The sequence below is a fragment of the Kineosporiaceae bacterium genome (assembly GCA_016713225.1).
GTDB lineage: Bacteria > Actinomycetota > Actinomycetes > Actinomycetales > Kineosporiaceae > JADJPO01.
On record JADJPO010000004.1, the window covers coordinates 513,298 to 538,189 of the forward strand.

At 70.4% G+C, this 24,892-nt stretch carries 22 protein-coding genes; 19 read left to right on the forward strand and 3 right to left on the reverse strand.

Going from position 1 to position 24,892, the window contains the following annotated elements:
• The first annotated feature begins 74 nt into the window (after positions 1 to 74).
• Positions 75 to 488, forward strand: a complete 414-nt coding sequence (locus IPK24_18795; protein ID MBK8077560.1) for a MerR family DNA-binding transcriptional regulator — start codon at positions 75 to 77, stop codon at positions 486 to 488.
• Positions 489 to 781: 293 nt separating this feature from the next.
• Positions 782 to 1,759 carry an endonuclease/exonuclease/phosphatase family protein gene (locus IPK24_18800; protein MBK8077561.1) on the forward strand — a complete coding sequence of 326 codons (978 nt, stop codon included), beginning with the start codon at positions 782 to 784 and terminating at the stop codon, positions 1,757 to 1,759.
• 30 nt (positions 1,760 to 1,789) lie between these two features.
• Here the strand turns inward: IPK24_18800 and trxA are convergent, their stop codons facing one another.
• On the reverse strand, positions 1,790 to 2,167 hold the full coding sequence (trxA, locus tag IPK24_18805) for a thioredoxin (GenBank protein MBK8077562.1): 378 nt from the start codon (positions 2,165 to 2,167) through the stop codon (positions 1,790 to 1,792).
• A 184-nt stretch (positions 2,168 to 2,351) separates the two neighbouring features.
• Here trxA and IPK24_18810 point away from each other — a divergent pair, with 184 nt between their 5' ends.
• The 3 genes from IPK24_18810 (at position 2,352) to IPK24_18820 (ending at position 5,946) form a co-directional block, all read left to right on the forward strand.
• A complete protein-coding gene (locus IPK24_18810) occupies positions 2,352 to 4,142 on the forward strand; it encodes an ATP-grasp domain-containing protein (protein ID MBK8077563.1) in 1,791 nt (596 codons plus the stop codon).
• A gap of 176 nt (positions 4,143 to 4,318) precedes the next feature.
• Positions 4,319 to 5,074 (forward strand): hypothetical protein, encoded by a 756-nt coding sequence (locus IPK24_18815; GenBank protein MBK8077564.1) that lies wholly within the window; start codon positions 4,319 to 4,321, stop codon positions 5,072 to 5,074.
• Between the two features lie 98 nt (positions 5,075 to 5,172).
• Entirely contained in the window at positions 5,173 to 5,946 is a 774-nt protein-coding gene (locus IPK24_18820; protein MBK8077565.1) for a hypothetical protein, read from the forward strand.
• Between the two features lie 85 nt (positions 5,947 to 6,031).
• On the opposite strand, the gene IPK24_18825 is transcribed toward IPK24_18820, so the two are convergent.
• Together IPK24_18825 and IPK24_18830 are read right to left on the reverse strand one after the other, a co-directional pair.
• Positions 6,032 to 6,496: a flavodoxin family protein gene (locus tag IPK24_18825; GenBank protein ID MBK8077566.1), complete on the reverse strand. Its 465-nt coding sequence runs from the start codon at positions 6,494 to 6,496 to the stop codon at positions 6,032 to 6,034.
• Between the two features lie 20 nt (positions 6,497 to 6,516).
• Positions 6,517 to 7,953 carry an NAD(P)H-quinone dehydrogenase gene (locus IPK24_18830; GenBank protein ID MBK8077567.1) on the reverse strand — a complete coding sequence of 479 codons (1,437 nt, stop codon included), beginning with the start codon at positions 7,951 to 7,953 and terminating at the stop codon, positions 6,517 to 6,519.
• A gap of 50 nt (positions 7,954 to 8,003) precedes the next feature.
• Between IPK24_18830 and IPK24_18835 the strand changes: the two genes are divergently transcribed.
• The 14 genes from IPK24_18835 to IPK24_18900 form a co-directional block, all read left to right on the forward strand.
• The gene (locus tag IPK24_18835; GenBank protein ID MBK8077568.1) at positions 8,004 to 8,471 is read left to right on the forward strand and encodes a gamma-glutamylcyclotransferase; all 468 of its coding nucleotides are present in this window, start codon (positions 8,004 to 8,006) and stop codon (positions 8,469 to 8,471) included.
• Positions 8,472 to 8,555: 84 nt separating this feature from the next.
• The gene (locus tag IPK24_18840) at positions 8,556 to 9,377 is read left to right on the forward strand and encodes a purine-nucleoside phosphorylase (GenBank protein MBK8077569.1); all 822 of its coding nucleotides are present in this window, start codon (positions 8,556 to 8,558) and stop codon (positions 9,375 to 9,377) included.
• 165 nt (positions 9,378 to 9,542) lie between these two features.
• Entirely contained in the window at positions 9,543 to 10,679 is a 1,137-nt protein-coding gene (locus tag IPK24_18845; GenBank protein ID MBK8077570.1) for an ABC transporter substrate-binding protein, read from the forward strand.
• A gap of 77 nt (positions 10,680 to 10,756) precedes the next feature.
• Positions 10,757 to 11,578, forward strand: coding sequence for an ABC transporter permease subunit (locus IPK24_18850; protein ID MBK8077571.1), 822 nt, complete (start codon positions 10,757 to 10,759; stop codon positions 11,576 to 11,578).
• Entirely contained in the window at positions 11,575 to 12,402 is an 828-nt protein-coding gene (locus IPK24_18855) for an ABC transporter permease subunit (GenBank protein MBK8077572.1), read from the forward strand. The genes IPK24_18850 and IPK24_18855 overlap by 4 nt, the downstream gene beginning before the upstream one ends.
• 11 nt (positions 12,403 to 12,413) lie before the next feature.
• Complete coding sequence (locus IPK24_18860) at positions 12,414 to 13,478, forward strand: ABC transporter ATP-binding protein (GenBank protein MBK8077573.1); 1,065 nt, start codon at positions 12,414 to 12,416, stop codon at positions 13,476 to 13,478.
• Positions 13,479 to 13,522: 44 nt separating this feature from the next.
• Positions 13,523 to 15,235 carry a TIGR03767 family metallophosphoesterase gene (locus IPK24_18865; GenBank protein ID MBK8077574.1) on the forward strand — a complete coding sequence of 571 codons (1,713 nt, stop codon included), beginning with the start codon at positions 13,523 to 13,525 and terminating at the stop codon, positions 15,233 to 15,235.
• A 275-nt stretch (positions 15,236 to 15,510) separates the two neighbouring features.
• Complete coding sequence (locus IPK24_18870) at positions 15,511 to 17,493, forward strand: hypothetical protein (protein MBK8077575.1); 1,983 nt, start codon at positions 15,511 to 15,513, stop codon at positions 17,491 to 17,493.
• A 67-nt stretch (positions 17,494 to 17,560) separates the two neighbouring features.
• Positions 17,561 to 19,315 (forward strand): phospho-sugar mutase, encoded by a 1,755-nt coding sequence (locus IPK24_18875; GenBank protein MBK8077576.1) that lies wholly within the window; start codon positions 17,561 to 17,563, stop codon positions 19,313 to 19,315.
• 109 nt (positions 19,316 to 19,424) lie between these two features.
• On the forward strand, positions 19,425 to 20,894 hold the full coding sequence (locus IPK24_18880; protein ID MBK8077577.1) for a CBS domain-containing protein: 1,470 nt from the start codon (positions 19,425 to 19,427) through the stop codon (positions 20,892 to 20,894).
• 13 nt (positions 20,895 to 20,907) lie between these two features.
• Complete coding sequence (locus IPK24_18885) at positions 20,908 to 21,102, forward strand: hypothetical protein (GenBank protein ID MBK8077578.1); 195 nt, start codon at positions 20,908 to 20,910, stop codon at positions 21,100 to 21,102.
• The gene (locus IPK24_18890) at positions 21,102 to 23,939 is read left to right on the forward strand and encodes a histidine kinase (GenBank protein ID MBK8077579.1); all 2,838 of its coding nucleotides are present in this window, start codon (positions 21,102 to 21,104) and stop codon (positions 23,937 to 23,939) included. Before IPK24_18885 ends, IPK24_18890 begins: the two co-directional genes overlap by 1 nt.
• Complete coding sequence (locus IPK24_18895; protein MBK8077580.1) at positions 23,936 to 24,301, forward strand: response regulator; 366 nt, start codon at positions 23,936 to 23,938, stop codon at positions 24,299 to 24,301. The genes IPK24_18890 and IPK24_18895 overlap by 4 nt, the downstream gene beginning before the upstream one ends.
• Positions 24,301 to 24,892, forward strand: a 592-nt coding sequence (locus tag IPK24_18900; GenBank protein MBK8077581.1) for a DNA polymerase III subunit epsilon, incomplete at its 3' end; no start/stop codon positions are given. The genes IPK24_18895 and IPK24_18900, both read left to right, overlap by 1 nt.

Sequence of the window (24,892 nt, forward strand, 5' to 3'; positions counted from 1 at the left end):
TACCTTTACGTCAAGGTAAAGGGCAGTGCGGGACGACGCAAGACCAGCAGGCACACCCACCCCCGGGAGGCGACATGACGGCGAGCGAGCCGGAGCTCGACGCAGCCTGGTCGATCGCCCAGGTCGCCGAGGAATTCGGCATCACCCACCGCACCATCCGGTTCTACGAGGATCGCGGCCTGATCTCCCCTGAACGCCGTGGCACGCAGCGGCTGTTCCACCCCCGCGACCGGGTGCGACTGGCCCTGGTGCTGCGAGGCAAGCGGCTCGGCTTCGACCTGGACCAGATCCGCCACATCGTCGACCTCTACGACCAGGAGGTCGGCGAGCGCGGCCAGATGGAGTACCTGCTCGAGCAGATCGCCGCCCGGCGCGCCGAGCTGGAACAGCGCCGTCAGGACATCGAGGCAACCCTGGCCGAACTGGACGACGTCGAGCGCCGCTGCCGCGACAGCGAGATCGGCCGAGGCCTGGACCGCCCTCGATGAGCCGATCAGCGGCGACATAGGTCACGCTTGACCCGGGCAACACCCCGGCGTGGGCTACCTTGACGCTTCATCAGCGGCGCGCACCCGAGCGTCACTCCGGCACGGCGAAGGGGCCAGAACCGGCCATGAGCGGTCAGGCGGCGGTGAACGGAGCAACCGGTAACCGGGACGCCGAGCAGCCCACCCGACGGTCACGCCGCGCAGCCGCCCCATCACGCTCACCTCGGTCGTGGCGGTCGTGGCGATCGTGGCGGTCGTTGGTCCCGAGCCGCCCGCCCGGGTCGTGGCCCCGCGTGCTGGTGCTGCCGGCGTTGTCGGTGCTGCTCTTGATGTGGCCCTTGGCCTGCCTCCTGCGGGTCGGCCCGGATCTGGGCGACCTCCCGGCGAGCGCCGTGATCGCCATCGCCGGGGCGGCCCCACTGGCCACCGTGCTCGCCGTGCCGCTGATCACGGTGGCGGCCCGCCGAGGCAACTGGCTCGCCCTGCCCGCTGCCGCGATCGCCGCCGTCCTGCCCTGGATCTTCGTGGCCCCCTACGCGGCCGGGGACCAGCCGAGCACCACCGGCCGGACCGTGGCGCTGCGGGTCATGCTGGTCAACGCCCACCAGGGGCGCGCGAGCGCACCGGACATCGTCGCCGCGGCCACCGCGGGCACCGTCGACGTCCTGGTGATCACCGAACTCTCGGGGGCCTTGGCCCACGAGCTCGCCGTGGCCGGCCTCGACCGGGTGGTCAGCGCCGGCTGGGTACGCCTGCCGGGCAAGGACGGCGTGGCGGACGACCCGCGGGCCGGAATGGGCCTGTGGACCCGTCCGGACGTCACCCTGACCAACCCCCGCGAGGTTACTGGCACGCAGTGGCCGGCCGTGGCCATCGGCGCCACCAAGGACTCGGCGACCTTCACCCTCATCTCCGGGCACGTCGCGACCCCCGCACCGAGCGGCGGACGGCGCTGGGCCGACGACCTGACCCTGCTGCGGGAGTCCGCCCAGCGCGCCGAGGGGGCTCGGGTGCTGCTCGCCAACCTCAACGCGACGTCCTGGCACGCCGACTTCCGCCGGTTCGCTCAGGCGGGCATCCAGGACGCCGCCGACATGCTGGGCCAGGGGCCACGCCCCTCCTGGCCCACCTGGTCACCACTGGCGGTGCTGCCACTCGACCACGCGATGGTGGCCGGCGGGGTCGGGGTGACCTCGGTCGAGACCGTGGTCATCGGCGGTTCGGACCACCGTGCACTGATGGCCAAGCTGACCCTGCCCACCCAGGGCTGACCGACCAGGCCAGACCCGGCCGGCGTCGGGTCAGGCGCGCGCCTCGTGCGCGGCCACCTGCGCGGCATACTCGCTGCGCACGGTGTCCATGTCGAGGCCCCGCACCTGCTCGAGCAGGTTCTCGAGCGCCGGCTGGGGCAACGCGCCCGGCTGGCCGAAGATCGGCACGCCGTCGCGGTAGATCACCAGGGTGGGGATGGAGGTCACGCCGTACCGGGCGGCCAGCGCCTGCTCGGCCTCGGTGTCGACCTTGGCGAAGACGGCATCGGGGTTGGCCTCGGAGACTCGCTCGAACACCGGGGCGAACTGGCGACACGGCCCGCACCAGGCGGCCCAGAAGTCGATCAGCACGATGCCATCCTCGATGGTCGCATCGTGGTTGTCGGCGGTCATGGTCACGGTGGCCACGGAACGTTCAGCTCCTCGCGGGTCGGGGTGCGGCTGCGCCGCAGGGTTACGTCATACCCACCGGGGTATGTCGACGACAAGAACACAACCAACGCTGCCGTTGTTCCTGTGCCCTGCGCCACTGTGGCAGCACTGACCCCCGCCACCCGCCCGGACTAGGCTCGCCACGCAGGAAGGGAGTGCCATGTCGCCCATCACCAAGGTACTCATCGCCAACCGGGGTGAGATCGCCGTCCGCGTTGCCCGGGCTTGCCGGGATGCCGGGATCGCCTCGGTTGCCGTCTACGCCGACCCCGACCGGGACGGAGTCCACGTCCGGGTCGCCGACGAGGCCTATGCCCTCGGAGGTGCGACGTCCGCCGAGTCGTATCTGGTGGTCGACAAGTTGCTGGACGTCGCGCGCCGTTCGGGCGCGGACGCCGTCCACCCGGGGTACGGCTTCCTCGCCGAGAACGCGCTGTTCGCGCAGGCGGTGATGGACGCCGGGCTGACCTGGATCGGTCCACCGCCGGCGGCGATCGACGCACTGGGCGACAAGGTCAAGGCCCGCCACATCGCCCAGGCCGCCGGTGCTCCCCTGGTGCCGGGCACGTCCGATCCGGTGGGCGGTTCCGACGAGGTGCTGGCCTTCGCCCAGCAGTACGGGCTGCCGGTGGCCATCAAGGCCGCCTACGGCGGTGGCGGGCGCGGGCTGAAGGTCGCCCGCACCCTGGAGGAGATCCCCGAGCTGTACGACTCGGCGGTGCGCGAGGCGGTGTCGGCATTCGGCCGCGGCGAGTGCTTCGTCGAACGGTTCCTCGACAAGCCGCGCCACGTCGAGACCCAGTGTCTGGCTGATCAGCACGGCACCGTGGTCGTGGTCTCGACCCGCGACTGCTCGCTGCAGCGACGCAACCAGAAGCTGGTCGAAGAGGCGCCCGCACCGTTCCTGACCGACGAACAGAACGCCGAGCTGTACCGGGCGTCCAAGGCGATCCTGCGCGAGGCGCACTACGTCGGCGCCGGCACCTGTGAGTTCCTGGTCGGCCAGGACGGCGTGATCTCGTTCCTCGAGGTCAACACGCGCCTTCAGGTCGAGCACTGCGTCACCGAGGAGGTCTCGGGCATCGACCTGGTGCGCGAACAGCTGCGCATCGCCGCCGGTGAACCACTGGGCTACGACGAGGTCGAGCTGCGCGGTCACTCGATCGAGTTCCGGATCAACGGCGAGGACGCCGGGCGCGGCTTCCTGCCCCAGCCCGGCAGCGTGACCCGCTGGGAGACCCCGAGCGGGCCGGGCGTGCGGCTCGATTCCGGCGTCGAGACCGGCTCGGTGATCAGTGGCGCGTTCGACTCCATGTTGGCCAAGCTGATCGTCACCGGCCGCGACCGGGCGCAGGCGCTGGCCCGCTCGCGCCGGGCACTGGCCGAGTTCGTGGTCGAGGGCATGCCGACGGTGATCCCGTTCCACCGCGCCGTGGTCGCCGACCCGGCCTACGCGCCGGCCGACCCGGCGCAGCCGTTCACGATCTCGACCCGCTGGATCGAGACCGAGTTCGACAACACCATCCCGGCCTGGGACGGCACCGGAGCGGTCGACGCCCCGGACGCCGCCGAATCGGCCCGCGAGACGCTCGTGGTCGAGGTCGGGGGCAAGCGGCTCGAGGTGAGCCTGCCCGCCGGCTTCGGTGGGGGTGGCGGCGGCGGTTCGGCGTCCGCCGGTGCACCCAAGCGCGCCCCGAAGCGGGCGTCGTCCGGCAAGGCCAAGTCGGCCGCGTCGGGGGACGCGCTGACCTCGCCGATGCAGGGCACCATCGTCAAGATCGCGGTCGCCGAGGGCGCCGTGGTGGCCGAGGGCGACGTGGTCGTGGTGCTCGAGGCGATGAAGATGGAGCAGCCGATCACGGCCCACAAGGCCGGCACGGTGACCAGCCTGGCCGCCGAGGTGGGCCAGACCGTGACCAGCGGTGCGGTGATCTGCGAACTCAAGGACTGACGGACTCGGCGACGATCGCCGGTTGTCAGGGCGTTTCCCCCGATCGAGGGAGAAAGGCTCTGGTAGTCGGCGATCTTCGCGTTCGGGGACGATGGTGACTCGGGTGTTCGGTGGATCTGCGGCGGCCGGGCGCGTGCCGTCGGTGGCGCCCGACCGGTCGAGATCACGATGTCGGCATGCCCCGGTTCCGCTCACTCGCCATCCGGTCGACGATGGTGCTCACCGCGCTGATCGCGGCCGTCGTCACGTCGACCGCACCGGCGGCGTCCGAACCAGCTCCGCGACCCGCGGCCCCGGCGGCGGGTCAGCGGTCGACCACCGTCACGCCGCTGATCACCACCGCGGTGCGGATCCGCAGCCGGACCGTGGTGGTCGAGGGCGTCCGCATCAAGGTGCCCACGGTCACCGTGACCGGGCCGAGCCGGCGCATCGCCCGGTCGATCGAGGCGATGACCGCCGCCGAGGTGCGCACCGGGCTCCGCAAGTTCACGGCGCGCCACCTGCCCTCGACGCCGGAGTCCGCCGAATACCGGATGACGGCCGCCGTGGTGGCCAATACCTCGCCGACGCTGTCGATCCTGTTCCGCGAATATGCCAACTACGGCAACACGGGTCTCTGGCGATTCTCGGCCGTCACGGTGGACACCCGCACCGGACGGCGCTGGACGACGTCCGCGATCGCCACCGCGGTGCAGCGGGCGGCTCGCCCCGGGGTGACCCTGCTGACCGAGATGCGTCGGGCCGCGGGAACCGGTGACGTCCAGCGAGACCGGATCGCCCTCACCAACACCACGCTGGTGCCGACCAGGGCAGGTCTGGGGGTCCACGTCGACCAGTGCACCCTGTTCTGCATGGTGGGGCCGGTCTCGGTCACCCTCCCCTGGTCGGATCTGCTGGCCCCCGGCACCCGGCTGCCCTTCTCGCCCTGGTAGCGATCGCGCAGGTCCTCGATCGGATGCGCGCCCACCTGCAACACGACGAACCCTGACGACGTCCTCACCCTGATCGCCTCACCCCCAGGAGCCCGACAATGCCCGTGCGACGCCCCCCGACGCATCCGGTTCGCCGCAGCGCGAGACGGACCACCGTCGGCCTCGCGCTCGGCGCAGCGCTGTCCCTCGGCGTGGCCGCGCAGCCCTCGCTGACCGCCGCGGCCGGTGCCGCCGCCAAGCCGAGTGCCGTGACCATCCGCACCGTCGGCACGACGGTCAAGGGGGCCAAGGCCACCACGGTTGCCGTCACCTATCGGGGCACCGACCGGTTCGTGAAGCGCAGCCTCGAGACCGCTGTCGCCGCCCTGGCCGCAGCTCAGCTGGCCGCCTTCAACGACGCCTACGAGCGGCCCTCCCCCAGCGGTCACGCGGGTGAGTACCAGCTCACGGCCAAGCTGGTGGCCAACGCCTCGCCGGTGATGGCGCTCGAGTTCGCCGAGTACGTGGACGTCGCCGGCGCCCACCCGACCAACGGCTTCCACGCGATCATCCTGAACAGCCGTACCGGGCGGATCTGGAGCCAACGCGAGATCGGCGAGCAACTGGACGCCGCCGCCCCGGCCGGGATCACCACCCTCGCCGAGGTCCGCAAGGCCGTGGCGGCCAAACTGCCCGCGGACATGCGGTACCAGGCGAACACCCTGGCCCTGGCCGACGTCACCCTGGTGCCGACCTCGGCCGGGTTGCGAGTCGACGTCGACCGCTGCGTGCTCACCTGCGCCATCGGATCGCTCGAGACCGTCATCGGCTGGAAGCGACTGCTGGCCCCCGCCGGACAGGTCGACTTCGTCCCGGCGATCTGGCGCCGCTGACCCCCACCCCCAAGCCATCGGTGATCATGCAATCCGTGCACGAAACGTGCACGGATTGCATGATCACCGACGGTTTGGGGGTGGGTCACGACTCGGCCAGGTGCACGGCCACGGTGCCCCCCAGGGAGTAGCAGGCCTCGGTGACCTCACGGGTGATCGGACCCGACGCCGCGACGGCCGTGACATCCTCGTGCACCTGACGCCAGCCGAGGCCGCCGGTGATGGCACGGACGGCGCGCACCGCCCCGGTGACGTCGTCCGCACCGTGGACCCACAGACCGAACGGCGCCCCGGCGCGCGCGATCAGCGTCGGGTAGTAGATCTGGTCGAAGAAGTGCTTCAGCGCCCCGGACATGTAGCCGATGTTCGCCGGCGTGCCGAGCAAGAACCCCTGCGCAGCAAGCACATCCGTGGCCGTGGCCTCGAGCGCGGGCTTGACCACGACGTCGACCCCGACGATGTCGGGGTCGCGCGCTCCGGCCAGCACCGCCTCGAGCATCTGCTGCATCGCCGGGGACGGCGTGTGATGCACGACGAGCAGTCTCGGCACGACAAACCCTCTCTGCGAGATCAGGAACCGCCCATCCGGTGCAACCGTCGAGCTGCCTCGGCGATCGACCCGGTGAGCGACGGATAGACGGTGAACGCGTGGGCCACCTCGTCGACGGTGAGTCGATGCGCCACCGCCAAGGTCACCGGGAAGATCAGCTCGCTGGCCCGCGGCGCCACCACGACACCGCCCAGGATCTCGTGAGAACGGTTACCGCAGAACAGCTTCACCAACCCGTCGTGAATCCCCTGCATCTTGGCCCGGGCATTGCCGGCCAGCGGCAGCTTGACCACGCTGGCCGTCACCTCGCCGGCGTCGACCTGGGCCTGGGTCCAGCCGACGGTGGCGATCTCGGGCGCGGTGAAGATGTTCGAGGCCACGGTGCGCAGGTTCAACGGGCTGACCGCATCGCCGAGCGAGTGGTACATCGCGATCCGTCCCTGCATCGCCGCGACCGAGGCCAGGGCGAACACGCCGGTGCAGTCGCCGGCGGCGTAGACGCCGCGGGTCGAGGTCCGCGAGACCCGGTCGACCGCGACGTGTCCGGCCTCGGTGGTCCGCACGCCGGCACTCTCCAACCCGAGGTCGGTGGTGTTCGGCACGGCACCGACCGCCATCAGGCAGTGCGATCCCTCGACGGTGCGTCCGTCCGCCAGGGTGACCACCACGCCGTCCCCGGTGCGCTTGACCGACTGCGCCCGAGAGCGGGCCAGCACCTGCATGCCCCGACGCACGAACACGTCCTCGAGCACCTGTGCGGCGTCCGGGTCCTCACCGGGCAGCACGTGGTCGCGGCTGGACACCAACACGACGTCACTGCCCAGCGCGTCGTAGGCACTGGCGAACTCCGCACCGGTGACGCCCGACCCGACCACGATCAACCGCTCGGGCAGCGAGTCCAGGTCATAGAGCTGGGTCCAGGTCAGGATGCGTTCGCCGTCCGGCATGGCGTCCGGCAACCTGCGGGGGCGCGCACCCACGGCCAGCAGCACGGCGTCGGCCTCGAAGACCGAGCTCACGCCGTCCGGGGCGGTGGCCACAACGCGGGAGGGGCCTTCGAGGCGACCGTCGCCCTCGACCACCCGGACCCCCTCGCCCTCGAGCCGGCGGAGAATGTCCGCCGACTGCGCCTGGGCCAGTTCGCGCACCCGGCGGTTGACCAGCCCGAGGTCGGCGCGCACCACCGAGGCCGCCGAGGAGGTGTGGCCCTGCTCGTCCTGCACGAACACGCCCAGCTCGTCGGCCTCGTCGACCGTGGTCATCACCTCGGCCGTGGCGATCAGCGTCTTCGACGGGACGACGTCGGTCAGGACGGCGGCCCCGCCCAGTCCGTGGCGCTCGACGACCGTCACGTCGGCACCGAGTTGAGCCGCCACCAGAGCGGCCTCGTAGCCTCCGGGTCCACCCCCGATCACGACGACGCGGGAGCGGTGGGCATCAGCAGTGTTGGCAAGCATCACGCGTGGCATTCTCGTCCATCCGGCATCGATCCCTACGCTTGACCCCCATGGCGTTGTACGCGGCCTACGGCAGCAACCTCGATCCCGACCGGATGTCCCTGCGCGCCCCGCACTCCCCCCTGTGGGGAACGGGGTGGCTGGTGGACTGGCGACTCACCTTCGGCGGTGAGGAACTGGGCTGGGAGGGGCCGCTGAGCACCATCGTCGAGGACGTCGGGCACCAGGTGTACGTCGCCCTGTACGACCTCACCCCCGCCGACGAGCGCGAACTCGACCAGTGGGAGGGCCTCGACATCGGGGTCTGGACCAAGATCAGGGTCAGGGTCAGCACCCTGGACGGCGAGGTCACCGCCTGGGCGTACGTGCTCAACGCCTACGAGGGCGGCTTGCCGAGTGCCCGGTACCTGGGCATGCTCGCGGACGCCGCCGAGGCCGGTGGGGCTCCCGACGACTACCTCAGCGACCTGCGGTCACGGGCCTGCACCGCCAACAACGACACCGAACCCGGCAGCTGACCTCGACGCACGCCCCGACCCAGCGCCCGACCCAGCGCCCGATGCAGCGCCCGATGTTGACCCAGACGAAGTGGTGACCCCCGCATGACCGAGCACCTCACGACAGCGCCCGACCCGGCCCAGCTCGCCCAACAGGCCGCTGACCGCATCGCGCAGACGACCGACGGCGCGTCCCACGATGTGGCCCTGGTGCTCGGCTCCGGCTGGGCCGGCGCGGCCGACGCGCTCGGTGAGACCCTGGCCCGCCTCGACCCGAGCGAGGTGCCGGGCTTCCGCGCCCCCGCCGTCGCCGGGCACAGCGCCACGATCCGCTCGGTACGCATCGGGGACACCGACCGGCGCGCCCTGGTCTTCGGCTCACGCACCCACTACTACGAGGGGCACGGGGTGCGGGCCGTCGTCCACGGGGTGCGGGTGGCGGCTGCCGCCGGATGCCGGGCGATCGTGCTGACCAACGGGTGCGGTGGGCTCGACCCGAACTGGGCGCCGGGCACCCCGGTGCTGATCAGTGACCACATCAACCTGACCGGGGTGTCCCCGCTCGAGGGTGCCACCTTCGTCGACCTCACCGACCTGTACTCGTCGCGCCTGCGCGCGGTGGCCCGCGAGATCGACCCGGCACTGCCGGACGGCGTCTACGTCCAGTTCCCGGGCCCGCACTACGAGACCCCCGCCGAGGTGCGCATGGCCGGCATCCTCGGCGGCCACCTGGTGGGGATGTCGACCACGTTGGAGGCCATCGCGGCGCGGGCCGCAGGACTGGAGGTCCTCGGCATCTCGCTGGTCACCAACCTCGCGGCCGGGATCTCGCAGAACCCGCTGAGCCATGACGAGGTGATCGATGCCGGGCGCGAGGCCGCCGGGCGCATCGGACCCATGCTGGCGGAGATCGTGCGCCGGATGTGACCGGTTGGCGGCGGAAATTCGGCGTTGCTGCAGGTCAACGCGAGGTTTATCGCTTCGGCACGACTCGGTAACGATCCTTGACACCCCCTGGGCGTGACTAAAGACTTACCGCGGTTCGCTCGTGGGAACACCCATGGCCCGCGCCCAGGAGGCAATTTCGTGAGAATGACCCGTCGTGCCCTGATCTCGGGCGTCGCAGTCGGCGCCGCACTGCTGGTCAGTGCCTGCTCTCCCCCCAGTTCCGACTCCTCCTCCACCAGCAGCAGCGCGGCCTCCGGGGCCGCCGCCGACGCCAAGACCGCCAAGTCCGCCAAGGACCTGGGTGGCCTGGAGGCCCTGGTGACCGCGGCGAAGAAGGAGGGCAAGCTCAACGTCATCGCGCTGCCCCCGGACTGGGCCAACTACGGCGAGGTCATCAAGGGCTTCACCGCCAAGTACGGGATCACCGTCAACTCGGCCCAGCCCGACGGCTCCAGCCAGGACGAGATCAACGCGGTGAAGTCGCTCAAGGGCACCGACCGCGCCCCGGACGTGCTGGACATCGGCATGGCCGTCGCGCTGGCCAACACGACCCTGTTCGCGCCGTACCAGACCGAGAAGTGGGCCGACATCGCCGACGCCCAGAAGGAGCCGACCGGCCTGTGGGTGCAGGACTACGGCGGCTACATGTCGATCGGCTACGACTCGGCCAAGGTGCCGGCGCCGACGTCCGTCGCCGACCTGCTCAAGGCCGAGTACAAGGGCAAGGTCGCGCTCAACGGTGACCCGACCCAGGCCAACGCCGCCCTGAACGGCGTGCTGATGGCCAGCGTGGCCAACGGCGGGTCGCTGGACGACATCAGCAAGGGCGTCGACTTCTTCAGCCAGCTCAAGAAGTCCGGCAGCTTCACCCCGGTGCAGGCCTCGACCGCCACCGTGAAGAACGGCACCACGCCGGTCGTCTTCGACTGGGACTACCTGCAGGGTGGCCACGTCAAGGACGTTCCGACCTGGAAGGTCTTCCTGCCCGAGAACGCCACCATCGGCGGCTACTACGCGCAGGCCATCAACGCCGACGCACCGCACCCGGCCGCCGCGCGGCTGTGGCAGGAGTACCTGTACTCCGACGAGGGCCAGAACCTGTGGCTCAAGGGCGGCGCCCGCCCGGTGCGGATGGACGCGATGATCAAGGCCGGCACGGTCGACAAGGCCGCCGCCGCCGCTCTGCCCGAGGTCAAGGGCACCCCGCAGTTCCCGACGCAGGACCAGCTCGGTGCCGCCAAGAAGGTCCTGGCCACCGGCTGGGCCAAGGCCATCAGCTGAACACCGAGGTCATCTCCACGGCCGGCGGCCGCCCCACACGGGGCGGCCGTCGGCCACTCGGCCTGTCCGGCAACCTGCTGGGCATCGTGCCGTTCCTCGCCTATGTCGGCGCCTTCCTGATCGCCCCGACGGTCGTCGTGGTGGTCGCCGCGTTCCTGGACGGTGAACAGCGGTTCACGCTGGCCAACCTGACCGAGATCGCCCAGGGCTACATCTCGAGGACGTTCTGGAGCAGTTTCGTGATCTCGGCCGCCAGCGCGGTGATCGGTGCCGTGCTCGGTGCCGTGCTCGCGTACGTGGTGGCCACGGGCAACCCGACGGGCGCCGTCCGTCAGGCCATCACCTCGGCCTGCGGCGTCCTCGCCCAGTTCGGCGGCGTCACCCTGGCGTTCGCCTTCATCGCCACGGTGGGTGGCGCCGGGCTGTTGACCACCGCGTTGCAGAACACGGTCGGGGTCGACATCTCGGGCAACTGGCTCTACGAACTCACCGGCCTGGTGCTGGTGTACTCCTACTTCCAGATCCCGTTGATGGTCCTGGTGTTCCTGCCGGCCCTGGACGGCGTGCGCCCGCAATGGCGCGAGGCCACCGAGACGCTCGGCGGCACCACCTGGGACTACTGGCGCTCGGTCGCCTTCCCGATCCTGACGCCGCCCTTCCTGGGCGCTCTGCTGCTGTTGTTCGCCAACGCCTTCTCGGCCTACGCCACCGCCGCCGCCCTGATCAGCCAGGGCGCCCCGATCGTGCCGTTGCAGATTCGCACGGCGCTGACCAGCGAGGTGCTGCTGGGTCGCGAGAACGTCGGCAAGGCCCTGGCCCTCGGCATGATCATCGTGGTGGCGATCGTGATGGCCCTGAACGCCTACCTGCAGAAGCGCGCCTCGCGGTGGCTGCGATGAGCGCCGTCACGGCGCCGTCCGGCGGCCTGCGGGCCCGGCGGCGACGACTGCTGCAGCTCTGGCGGGTCGTCGTCCTGGTCGCGCTCGGGTCGTTCTTCGTGGTGCCGCTGCTGGCACTGTTCGAGTTCAGCACCCGCGGCGTCGGTGAGGGTGCCCCGCGCACCATGGACGCCTGGCGGCGGATCGTCAGCGACAGCACCCTGGTCGGGGCGATCCTGGCCTCGCTCGAACTCGCCCTGCTCACGAGTGTCTTCGCCCTGGTGCTCATGGTGCCGACCATGATCTGGGTGCGACTGCGACTGCCCCAGCTGTCGCGGCTGGTGGAGTTCATCTGCCTGCTGCCGCTGACGATCCCGGCGATCGTGCTGGTGGTCGGCCTCGGGCCGGTCTACGCCTGGGTGCGCTATCTGGCCCGCACCGACTCGATCCTCACCCTGTTCCTCGCCTACGTGGTGCTCGTCTTGCCGTACGTCTATCGCTCACTCGACACCGGGTTGGCCGCGATCGACGTCCGCACCCTGTCGGAGGCCGCGCGCAGCCTGGGGGCCACCTGGTTCGACGTGATCGTCAAGGTGGTGGTGCCGAACATGGCCGCCGCCGTGCTGAACTCGGCACTGTTGTGCGTCGCGATCGTGATGGGCGAGTACACCATCGCCTCGCTGCTCAACTACGTGAACCTGCAGGTGGCGATCCAGCAGCTCGGGCTGGCCGACGCCAGCATGTCGATGGCGGTCTCGCTGGCAGCCTTGATCTTCGCGTTCGTCCTGCTCGTGCTGCTGTCATTCGTCGGGCGTCGGGGACGACGCACTGGGAGGTTCTCGTGAGTGCTCAGTCCGTGCCCGCCGCGACTCGTGCCGGCGTCGAGGTACGCCTCGAGGGACTGCGCCGCAACTACGGTTCGGTGACCGCCCTGGACGGGCTGGACCTGACACTGCACCCCGGCGAACTCGTCGCGCTGCTCGGGCCGAGCGGGTGCGGCAAGACCACCGCGCTGCGGCTGCTGGCCGGGCTGGAGGACTGCGACGGCGGGCGGGTGGTGGTCGGTGGCAACGACGTCACCCGGGTGCCGACCAACAAGCGCGACATGGGCATGGTGTTCCAGGCCTACTCGCTCTTCCCGCACATGACTGCACGGCAGAACGTCGAGTTCGGGCTCAGACTGCGCGGGCAGGACGCGGCCAAGCGCACCGCCCGTGCTGCCGAGATGCTCGACCTGGTCGGTCTCGGTGCGCAGATGGATCGCTACGCCCACCAGATGTCCGGCGGTCAGCAGCAGCGGGTCGCCCTGGCGCGCGCCCTGGCGATCTCGCCCACGGTGCTGTTGCTGGACGAGCCGCTGTCGGCGCTGGACGCCAAGGTGCGCGCCCAACTGCGTGACGAGATCCGCCGCGTACAGCTCGAGGTGGGCATCACCACGTTGTTCGTCACCCACGACCAGGAGGAGGCGCTGGCCATCGCCGACCGGGTCGGGGTGATGCGCGCCGGCCAGCTCGAACAGCTCGGCCCGCCGACGGAGGTGTACGCCAACCCGGCCACCCCGTTCGTGGCCGAGTTCGTCGGGTTGAGCAACAAGCTGCCGGCGATGGTCAACGGCGGCGAGGCGACGGTCTTCGGGCAGCGGATCCCGTTGGTGGACCGGCAGATTCGCTCGGGCAAGGCGACCGCGCTGGTGCGACCGGAGGCCGTGAAGGTGCTGCCCGCGGAGGCGGCCGAGGGCATGCCCGCCACGGTACTCGCCTCCTCGTTCCTCGGCGCGATCAGCCGGCTCACCCTGGACGCCGGTGAGGCGGGCCTGGTGCTCGCCCAGCTGGCCACCTCCGACGCCTTGGAGCACCCGCAGGGAAGCGCGGTGCGGTTACGGTTACGGCCGGACGCCGTGTTGGTCACCCCTGTCGACTAGGAACCCCTCGCGCCCCGATGAGTACGCACCACACGGACCCTGCCGTGCTGACCACCGAACGCACCATCGCTCTCGGAGACGTGCTCTCCGAGGGACTTCAAGGCGTCTATCGCGGGCTCGTCCGCGGCGCCGGTGAGCCGCACACCGTGCGGGACGACCTGCTGCCGGACGCCGAGCAGGTGTGGCGCACGGCGCCGCGTCGTCCGGTGCTCGCGTTGACGCACATCACCGATCTGCAACTGGCCGACGTGCACTCGCCGGCCCGGTTCGAGTTCTTCAACCGGGAGTTCACCGACCCGCGATTCCAGCTGCTGGTTCCCACCCAACGACCGAACGAGGCGCTCACCGTTCACGCGGTCGAGGCCACCATCGCCACGCTCAACCGGATCACCTCGGCACCGGTCGGCGGTGGTCCGCTGGCCCTGGCGGTGGCCACCGGCGATGCCATCGACAACGGGCAGTGGAACGAGTTGCTCGCGGTGCTGGCCCTCTTCGAGGGCGGTGAGGTGTCCCTGGCGCCCCCGACCGGCGGGCCGGTGCGCTACGAGGGCGTGCAACGCCCCGACTGGCCCGATCGGGTGTTCTGGCAGCCAGACGGCGAGGGCGTGCTGGGGCCGGACATGTTCGCCGCCGGGTACGGCTACCCACGCCACCCCGGCGTGCTCGATCGGGCGCTGCACGCCTTCACCGCAGGTGGGCTGGGCATGCCGTGGCTGACCTGCTACGGCAACCACGAGGGGCTGATCCAGGGCGTCGGCCGGATGACCCCCGAACTGGCGGCGGCGATGGTGGCGGGCTCCAAACCCCTCGCGCTGCCGGATGATCTGGACCGCGACACCGCCTACGAGACGTTCGTGGCCGGGGCGCACACGTTCTTGAAGGGGGCACAGCGAGACATCACCCCCGACCCTCGACGCCGTCCGGTCAGCCGCGCCGAGTTCGTGCAGGCGCACTTCCGGCCCGGGGCTCGGCCCGTCGGGCACGGCTTCGGCGAACGCAACCGGCGCGACGGCACGGCCTACTACAGCTACGACGTCGCGGCCCCGGCCGCACCGGGGGGCGCGATCCGGTTCATCGCGCTGGACACCACCTGCCTGCTGGGCGGGGCGGACGGCGCGATCGACGCCGAGCAGCTGGCCTGGCTGGAGGGTCAGCTGCGTGAGGTGCACTCGCGACACCTCGGCACGGACGGCGAACCGGTGACCTCGACCGGGGACGACCGCTACGTGGTCCTGTTCAGCCACCACGGGTTGGACACGCTCACCAATCACCGCGGCAGCGGCGCCTTCGACGGAACCGGTTACGTGGCAGCGGGTCCGGACGGCGCAGCCGTGCCGGTGGTGCCGGCGGCGGACGTGCTCGCCCTGGTGCATCGCTACCCGAACGTGGTCGCCTGGATCAACGGGCACACCCACACCAACGGGGTGCGGGCGCGGCTCAGCCCCCACCGACTGCCGGACGGTGGCCGCGGCGGCTTCTGGGAGATCACCACCTGCGCCATCGTGGACTGGCCCTGCCAGACCCGGATCGTCGAACTGATCGACATCTCGGACGGCGGACGTGGTCAGCTGGCGTTGGCCTGCACCATGGTCGACCACGACAGTCCGCTGGCGCCGGGTGGGGCGTTCAGTCGGCGAGAACTGGCGGCGCTGCATCGAGAGTTGGCGGCGAACATCCCGATGCCGGGGTACGGCGAGCGACTCGCGGGGGCGCCGTCGGATCGGAATGTGGTTCTGCCGTTGCGGGTTGGGGGTTGATCCTCGCCTTGTCGTGAGGTCGGGTGGGGGTGGCGTGCGGCGATCTCGCGTGGGTCGGGCGGGGGTGGGTGGGGTTGTCGCGCGCGGCGGTCCATCCGCGCTCGCAGGCTCGCGCTCCCGCCAGACCCAGCCAGCCGCGCGCGACAACCCCACCCACCCCCACCCTCTACGCAACCCTCCACCCGGCTTGTGGTGGCGTGAAAACCGTTCTGGGGTAGACGAATCCGACAGCTTACCCAATGGCGTTCGAACACGTGTTCGGGTAGAATCGGGGCATGTTCACGCCCGACCTGTTGCACGACGCGGACGCCGAGGTGGCTCGGCTCAGCGTCGAGAACGACGCGCTGCGCGGCGAGGTCGAGGCACTGCGAGCGCAGAACGCCGCCCAACGTGAACAGCTCGACCGCGGCTCGACGCGGTTGTCGGCGCGGGAGGCAGTGTGGGACTGGTTCACCGACGGCGGACCGGAGAACGAGGACGACCGGGATCAGGTCGCGGGACGGATCTGCCGGACGTTCCTGACCCCGGGGAATGTCGAGCCGTCGCTGGTGACGGTGGCGGCGGTGACTCTTGCGCAGTCGCAGCCGTCGGGACTCTCGGATGCCGAGGTGGTGTCGGCGGCGGTGGCGTGTCGGCAGGCGATCACCCACGTCGAACTCACCCAAGCCCAGCTGACCCGGGAGCTGGCGTGGCGGTACCAGGCCCGTCACCCGCATGAGTTGGATCTGGATGTCGAGGTGAACCTGCCGGAGTGGGTGCGTGACCCGGAGGAGCGGGCGTTGACGGCGGCGATCGAGGAGGTCGCCGCGGTGGCGCGGATCAGTCCGTCGGGGTTGCGGGCGCGGGTGGAGATGCTGGCGACCTGGCCCGAGGACCACGGCCGGCTGTACCGGGCACTGCTGGAGGGCACGATCTCCACGACCCGGGCGCGGGAGGTGGCCCGCCAGACCGGACGCCTCGCGGCGGGTCGGGCACGGGACTGGGTGGAACAGATGATCCTGCCGGTGGCCGAGCAACTCGGCGCCGTGGGGTTGCGTCACCGGATCGAGCGGTTGATCGCGCAGGCCGATGCGGTGGCGTATCGGCGGATCCTGGACGACGCCGCCGCCGAGAAGGACTCGGTCAAGGTCAGCCAGCAGGGCTACGGGCGGGCGGCCATCACCTACCGGGGCTCGATCACGAACGTCGCTGAGCTGCACGCCGCCCTGCTGCACCGGGTCCGGGCCGCCACCTGCCCCGGCACCGACTCGGGCGCGGGCACCGACACGGACACGAGCGCGGGCAGGGGTGACGGCGTCCGGGGTGGTGGGTCGATGGGGCAGCGGGAACGTCAGGCAGCCTCGATGGCGCAGGTCATGTTCGACCTGATCACCGACCCCGACACCATCCCCCCACTACTGCCCACCACACCCGGCAGCCCAGGCAGCAGTGACCCGGACACCGCGACCACCACCCAGCACACCAACACCCCGCACGCACCGGAACCGACCGAGGCGCCCACGGCTCAGCCGACAGGCGAGGACGCGACCGGTGACGAGGTGGTCAGTGACGACGTGACCGGTGACGACGTGACCGGTGACGACGTGGCCAGTGGTGGCCTGCTCGGCGGCGGGGCACTCAGCGCCCCAGCACCACCCTGGCCGGGGATCCGGGTCGAGCCGAAGGTGTCGTTGAACGTGACCATCCCGTTCCAGGTCCTCACCGCGCTCTGGGCCGGGAAGCCACCACCGACCGGATCCGGATGGGTCGAGACCACCGGCCACGGCCCCATCCCGACCGACGCCCTCGCCGCGATCCTCGACAAGTACGGCCAACGTGCGCTGTGGCGCTGCCAGGTGCTCGACGACCGACCCGACTCCCCGACCTACGGCACCCTGATCGCCATCGGCAGGGCCGCCACCGACCCCGGGTACACGCCGTCCCCGTTCGTCAAAGCACTCGTGAAGGCTGCCCGGCAGAAGTGCTCCCACCCCGGCTGTGGACGCCCCGCGATCGACACCGACCTCGACCACCTCACCGCCCACGCCACGGGCGGCACGACCAGCAGAGAAGAACCTGGCACCGTTGTGCCGGTTCCACCACCTACTCAAACACCACGCCGGGTTCACCCCGACCCTCGACCCCACCACCGGGCAGATCACCTGGCGCACGCCGTCCGGACACCACGTCAGCGAACCACCCGACACCCCACCACCCCTGGCGACCGAAGGGGACCTCCCCGGCGCCTGGCCACTCCCGCCACCCTTCTGAAGCCGTGATTCTGTGTGGCAGAACTGGGGCCATGGCCCCAGTTCTGCCACACAGAATCAGAGTCGGCCTTGTAGGTTGCGGGGCGTGGAGACGACGAATGCCCTGCTCAGCGCTGCGCGTGCCTGGCGGGACGACGACCCCGACCCGGTGACCGTGGCCGAGCTCGACGCCCTCATCACCCGCGCCGAGGCCGGGGACGACGCAGCCACCGCCGACCTCGCCGACCGGTTCACCGGCCTGTTGCAGTTCGGCACCGCCGGCCTGCGGGGTGCCCTCGGCGCCGGGCCGAACCGGATGAATCGGGCGGTCGTCATCCGGGCCGCCGCAGGCCTGGCCGGCTACCTCACCGCGCACGTCCCGGCGCCCCAAACCCCGCGGGTGGTGGTCGGTTTCGATGCCCGACACAACTCCGACACCTTCGCGGCCGATACCTGCGCGGTGATGGCCGGAGCGGGCGTCGAGGCCCTGGTCCTCCCCCGGCCGCTGCCCACGCCGGTGCTCGCGTTCGCCGTCCGGCACCTGGGCGCCGACGCCGGGGTCATGGTCACCGCCTCGCACAACCCGCCGCAGGACAACGGCTACAAGGTCTACCTGGGCGGCCGGCTCACACCGCCCGAGGGCAACGGCGTCCAGATCGTCCCGCCTGCCGACGCCGAGATCGCCGCCGCCATCGACGCCATCACCGCGGTACGTGACGTCGTCCGCGCCGACGACGGCTGGTCCACCCTGGGCGAGGACCTCCTCGACACCTACCTCGACCACGCGGCGTCCGTCGTCGCACCGGACAGTCCCCGCGACCTGTCGATCGTGCTCACCCCGCTGCACGGGGTCGGCGGCGACACCGCGGTCCGCGCCCTGACTGCAGCGGGGTTCACCGCCCCCTACGTCGTGCCGCAGCAGGCCGAACCCGACCCCGACTTCCCCACGGTCAGCTTTCCCAACCCCGAGGAACCCGGCGCGATCGACCTGGCGCTGGCCGCAGCCGTCGCGCGCGGCGCCGACCTCGTGATCGCCAACGACCCGGACGCCGACCGGTGCGCCGTCGCGGTGCTCGATCCCGCCGGCAACCCGGCCCAGTCCGGCCCGAAGCAGCCCGCGTGGCGGATGCTGCGCGGGGACGAGCTCGGTGCTCTGCTCGGGTCACACCTGATCGCCCGTGGCCTGCCCGAGACCGCCGACGGCCTCCCGGTGGTGATGGCCTGCTCGATCGTCTCCAGCGAGTTGCTGTCCAAGATCGCTGCCCGCGCCGGCATCGCCCATGCCGAGACCCTCACCGGGTTCAAGTGGATCGCGCGCGTCCCCGGGCTCGTCTTCGGGTACGAGGAAGCCCTCGGCTACTGCGTCGCCCCCTACCTGGTGCGCGACAAGGACGGCATCACGACCGCACTGCTGATCGCCGAGCTGGCGGCCACCCTGAAGGCTGCCGGGCGCACCCTGATCGACGAATTGGACGCGCTCGCAGTGCGGTACGGCGTCCACGCCACCGATCAGCTCGCGGTGCGGGTCGACGACCTCGCCCTGATCGACGCTGCCATGGCCCGACTGCGCGAGAATCCACCGATCACCCTGGCCGAGCAACGGGTCGTCAGCGTCGAGGATCTCGCCCAGCCCACCACCGGCCTGCCCCCCACCGATGGCCTGCGCTATCGCACGGACGGCGGCATCCGGGTCGTCGTGCGGCCCAGCGGCACCGAGCCCAAGCTGAAGTGCTACCTCGAGGCCGTCGTCCCGGTCAGCTACGGGATCATCGGCGTACCGGGCGCCCGCTCGCTGGCAGGTCGCCGTTTGGCCCAGACCCGTTCGGATCTCCAGGCGGCGTTGGGCCTGTGATCGACGACGGATCGAGATGTCACACCCCTTGACGCCACCGATCACGGCACTGTCCACTCGCTACTGACCCGCTCGTGAACATGCACGCGGCCAGGGACGGTGATATGGCGTGGACCAGGCCGTTGCGCTGACCGAACCCGACGACCCGCCACGCATCCGCCACGTCATCGACCTGGCCACACCCCTGAGCGATCTGCCGCTGCGCGAGCCCTTCTTCCTGCCCGCCGATCTCACCATCGCCCAGGCTGCCGCGGCCATGCGGCGCTCCCGAGTCAGTTCGGCCCTGATCCGTGGCGCCGAACCACGGCAGCTGGGCATCGTGACCAGCACCGACCTACGCGACCGGGTGCTCGCGGAGTCCTCCACCCCCGACGATCTCGACGCGGGCAGTCCGGTCGCCTCGGCGGTCACCTGGAACGTGCGCAGCGCACCGTCGACCGCCCCGGTGTCCGTCGCCCTGCTGATGATGCTCGACGAAGGCTTCCGGCACGTGCCCGTCACCCGGGACGGCGAGGTGATCGGCCTGGTCTCCTCCAGTGACATCCTGCGCCACCAGGCCCATCCACCGATGCTGCTGCTCGCCCGGATCCACTCCCTGAGCAGCTTGGACGCCGTGCGTGACTACCCCGCCGAGGTTGCCGCGGCGGCCCGCTCGATGATGGACGACGGCCTGGCGGCGATCCGGATCTCACGCATCGTGGCCGGCCTGAACGACGCTCTGACGATCCGGCTGATCGAGCTGGCCCAGGCCGACCTCGGGCCGGCGCCGTGCGAATTCGCCTGGCTCTCGCTGGGCTCGGCCGGGCGTCTGGAACAGAACCTGCTCACCGATCAGGACAACGCCCTGGTCTACGCGGACTGCGCCTCGGATGAGGAGGAGGACCAGGCCCGGGTCTACTTCGGCGCGCTGGCCGCCCGCGTCAACGACGGGCTCACCCGAGCCGGCTTCCCGCCCTGCCCGGGTGGGTTCATGGCGACGAACTGGTGCCTGCCGCTGACCAGCTGGGTGCGTGAACTGCGCAACCTGATCCGTGCGCCGGCCCCGGATGCCCTGGTCGAGGCGGCTGTGTTCCTCGACTTCCGGGTCGCGCACGGCACCCTGGATGTGACCTCGATGGACGACGTCCTGCTGAGCGCCAACGGCACGCCGCGCTTCATGGTCGCGCTGTCCAGTACGGCCGGCAGCTTTCCCCCACCGTTGCGCTCCTTCGGCCGGGTACGCACCGATGGCGGCTATCTCGACCTGAAGCGGTACGGGCTGTACGCCCTGGTGATCCTGGCCCGGATCTATGCCATGGAGTGCGCTTCACCGGCCCGGGCCACCATCGACCGGCTGAACGACGCCGCCGCACACCACGTCGTGGGCGAGTCCACCGCGCGCGAGCTCGCCGACGTCTACGAGTACCTCCTACAGCTTCGTCTGCGCGCACAGCTGCATCGCATCGAGGCGGGTGACGAACCCGACAACCGGATCTGCTATGACGAACTCACGGGTCTCGAACAGAGCCGGTTGCGCGACTGCCTGCGCAGGCTGTCCACGATCCAGAAGGCGACCGCGGCTCGGCTGAGCAGCCCCTAGAGGAGGTGCCGGAGTGAACCATCGCGCGCGGACCGCGCGGCTGACCGCCGTGGGGGTCCTGGCGTTCCTGCTGCTGAACTACCCCCTGCTCTCGGTAGCCGATCATGAGCACCGAGTGTTCGGCGTCCCGGTGCTGTGGTTGTACCTGTTCGGGGTCTGGAGCGTGCTGATCCTGGTGTTGCGGGCCATCGTCCGCCGGACGGAGTGATCATGGCCGGCTGGCTGATGATCGCGGTGTCCGCCGTCTACCTGGGCACGCTGTTCGCCATCGCCTACTGGGGTGACCGGCGCGCCGATGGCGGGCGCAGCGTGATCTCGAGCGGCGGCGTCTACGCCCTCTCACTCGCCGTCTACGCGACGTCCTGGACCTTCTACGGCAGTGTCGGACGCGCCGCGGGCACCGGCGCCGGCTTCCTGCCGATCTACCTCGGGCCGACGATCATGGCGGCGTTCTGGTGGTTCGTGCTGCGCGCGATGATCCGCACCAGCAAGCGGCACCGGATCACCTCACTGGCCGACCTGGTGGCGCATCGCTACGGCAACAGCGCCGTGCTCGGCGCCCTGGTGACCGTGATCGCGATGGTCGGCATCGTGCCCTACATCGCGCTGCAGCTGAAGGCGGTCTCGGACACCTTCACCGTGTTGAACACCGGCACCCTGAGCCGGGTCGCGACCGAGACCACCCCGGTGTTGCAGGACACCGCGCTGTACGTCGCGTTGTTCCTGGCCGCCTTCACCATCCTGTTCGGCACCCGGCATCTGGACGCCAGCGAACGCCACGAGGGCATGGTCGCCGCCATCGCCCTGGAGTCGATCGTCAAGCTGATCGCGTTCCTGGGGATCGGCCTGTTCGTCACCTTCAGCCTGTTCGACGGACCCGGTGACCTGTTCGCTCGGGCAGCCGCCAACCCCGAGACCGCCAAGCTGTTCACCCTCGACCAGGTCGGTTACGGCAGCTGGTTCTGGCTGACCGTGCTGTCGATGTTCGCGATCCTCTTCCTGCCGCGCCAATTCCAGGTGGCCGTGGTCGAGAACGTCAACGAGAAGCACCTCGACACCGCGGTCTGGTTGTTCCCGCTCTACCTGTTGGCGATCAATCTCTTCGTGTTGCCCATCGCCATCGCCGGCATGCTCACCTTCGACGGGCAGGGCGTCGGCGCGGTGAACCCCGACACCTTCGTGCTGGCCCTGCCCCTGAACGCGGACCATCCGGGCGTGGCACTGATGGTGTTCGTCGGCGGCCTGTCGGCCGCCACAGGCATGGTGATCGTCGAGACCATCGCGTTGGCGACGATGGTCTCGAACTCGGTCGTCGTCCCGGCCCTGTTGTGGTTCGAGCGACGCCGGCCCCACCCTCGCGGCCTCCAGCCGGCGCAGACGGCCGGGCTGCCGTTGGCGAGCTTCGGCTACTCCGGAGACCTGGGCCGCCTGGTGCTGTGGATCCGGCGGAGCACCATCGTCGGTCTGCTGCTGCTCGGCTACGCCTACTTCCGCATCGCCGGTGAGGGCCCGGCCCTGGTCTCGATCGGCCTGGTCTCCTTCGCTGCCGTCGCCCAGTTCGCCCCCGCCGTCCTGGGTGGTCTGATGTGGCGGGGCGGCACCCGCAACGGGGCGCTGAGCGGGTTGCTGGCCGGGTTCGCGGTCTGGATCTACTGCCTGCTGCTGCCGACCTTCGCCCGTTCCGGCTGGTTGCCGACCAGCCTGCTGGACGAGGGTCCCTGGGGTATCGAGGCCCTGCGGCCCGGCCACCTGCTCTGGCTGCAGGGCATGGACGAGCTGAGCCACGGCATGTTCTGGAGCATGTTGCTCAACATCGGGCTCTACGTGGCGGTCTCGCTGGGACATCGACCCGGCGACCGCAAGGGCAAGGCGCCCAAGACCACCGTGACGGTGGCGGCAGTCGGCAACGGCCACGAGTCCATCACCACCCTGAGCGACCTCAACGACGCCGACGAGGCCCGGGTGTCGGTCCTCGAGCTGCAGGCGCTGCTGCAGCGCTTCCTCGGCACCGACGCCGCCAAGGAGGTGCTCGACGAGTACCTGAAGGAGCGTGAGGCGAGATCACCACTGGCCGGCAGCCGGGTGGCGGACGGCGAGCTGGTGCGCCACGTCGAGATCCTGCTGTCGGGTGCCGTCGGCACCACGTCGGCACGGGTCATGGTCGCCTCGGTGGTCAACAACGACTCCCCGCTGTGGGTCGACGACGTGATGGACATCCTCGACGAGGCCTCGCAGGTGCTGGCCTACAGCCGCGAGCTGGAGAAGAAGTCCGAGGAGCTGCAACGGGCCACCGAAGACCTGCGCGAGGCCAATGAGCGGCTGCGTGAACTCGACGTGCTGAAGGACGAGTTCGTCTCGTCGGTCTCGCACGAGCTGCGCACGCCGTTGACCTCGATCCGGGCGTTGTCGGAGATCCTGCTGGACAACCTCGACCTGCCCAGCGAGGAGCGCGGCAAGTACCTGCGCATCGTGGTGGACGAGACCGAGCGACTCACCCGGTTGATCAACCAGATCCTCGATATCTCCAAGCTGGCCTCCGGGGCGGTCGACTGGCAGATCACCGATGTGGACCTCATCGGAGTGGTCGAGGATGCGGCCATGTCCTGCGAGCAGTTGTTCACCAAGCGCGGGGCTCACCTGGCGGTATCGGTTCCGCCCTACGTGCCGTGCGTGCCGGTGGACCGGGACCGGATCATGCAAGTCGTGATCAACCTGCTCTCGAACGCCTCGAAGTTCTGTGCCACGGACGGCGCGGTATCCATGCGGCTGAGCGTCGAACACGACACGCTACGGGTGGATGTGACCGATGATGGCGAGGGAATTCCCGAGGCCGATCAAGAGCGCATCTTCGAGCGGTTCCAACAGGTCAAGGGGTCCGGCGCGGCGCCGCAGGGAACCGGCTTGGGGCTACCCATCAGTCGCGAGATCGTGCTGCACTTCGGCGGACAGTTATGGGTTCGCAGCACGCCCAGGCATGGCGCAACGTTCACGTTCACGGTACCTATGAAGCCGGTACCCACCGGTCGCGCAGTGGAGGCACGATGACGCAGGTTCTGATCGTCGACGACGAGCCCAACATCGTGATCTCGCTGGACTTCCTGATGAAGCAGCAGGGCTATACGACGACGACAGCGGGTGACGGGCGGGCAGCCCTGACCGAGGCCGACCGTGTCAAGCCCGACCTGGTGCTGCTCGACATCACGCTGCCCGAGCTCGACGGGTTCCAGGTCTGTGAGCAGTTGCGCACCGGCCACGGCGACCACATGAAGATCATCATGTTGACCGCTCGCGGCCGCGAGGCCGAGGTCGCCAAGGGGCTCGCCCTGGGGGCGAACGCCTACCTGACCAAGCCGTTCTCGACCCGTGAGCTGGTGGAGAAGGTGCACGAGCTGCTCGGGGACGGCTGATGACTCTCGCCGTTGCGCTGGCCGCCGCCGCGATCGTGGCGGGCCTGGCCTATCTCGCCTGGGGACGCCTGGCGCGCGCGATCACCCGGTTGGCGGCCGACACCGTCCTGATCGCCACGGTGAACCCGTCGCTGCGTCCGGCGCCCACCGGGCCCGCACCGTTACGGGCCCTCACCGAGGCCGTCAACCAGCTCGCCGATCGCTATCAGCGCGAACAGAGCGACGTCACCGCCCGCATCGCCGAGGCCAACCGAGACCTGGAACGCGAGCGCACCCGGCTCGCCGTCCTGATGTCGGAGCTCACCGTGGCGGTGCTGGTGTGCACCATCGACGGGCGGATCCTGCTCTACAACGCCGCCGCGCGGCAGCTGCTCGAGACGGGCGAGGGAGGCTGGAACACCCAGGTCGGGTTGGGCCGCTCGGTGTTCACCATCCTCGATTCCTCGATGGTCACGTATGCCCTGGAACGGCTCGAGACCAGCGGTGCAGCGAGTTCCCACCCGGTGGCCACGATGCACCGGGGCCGCCTACTGCGCGCCCAGATCGCCCCGGTGCGGGTCGGGGACGACGACGCCAGCGGCTTCGTGGTCA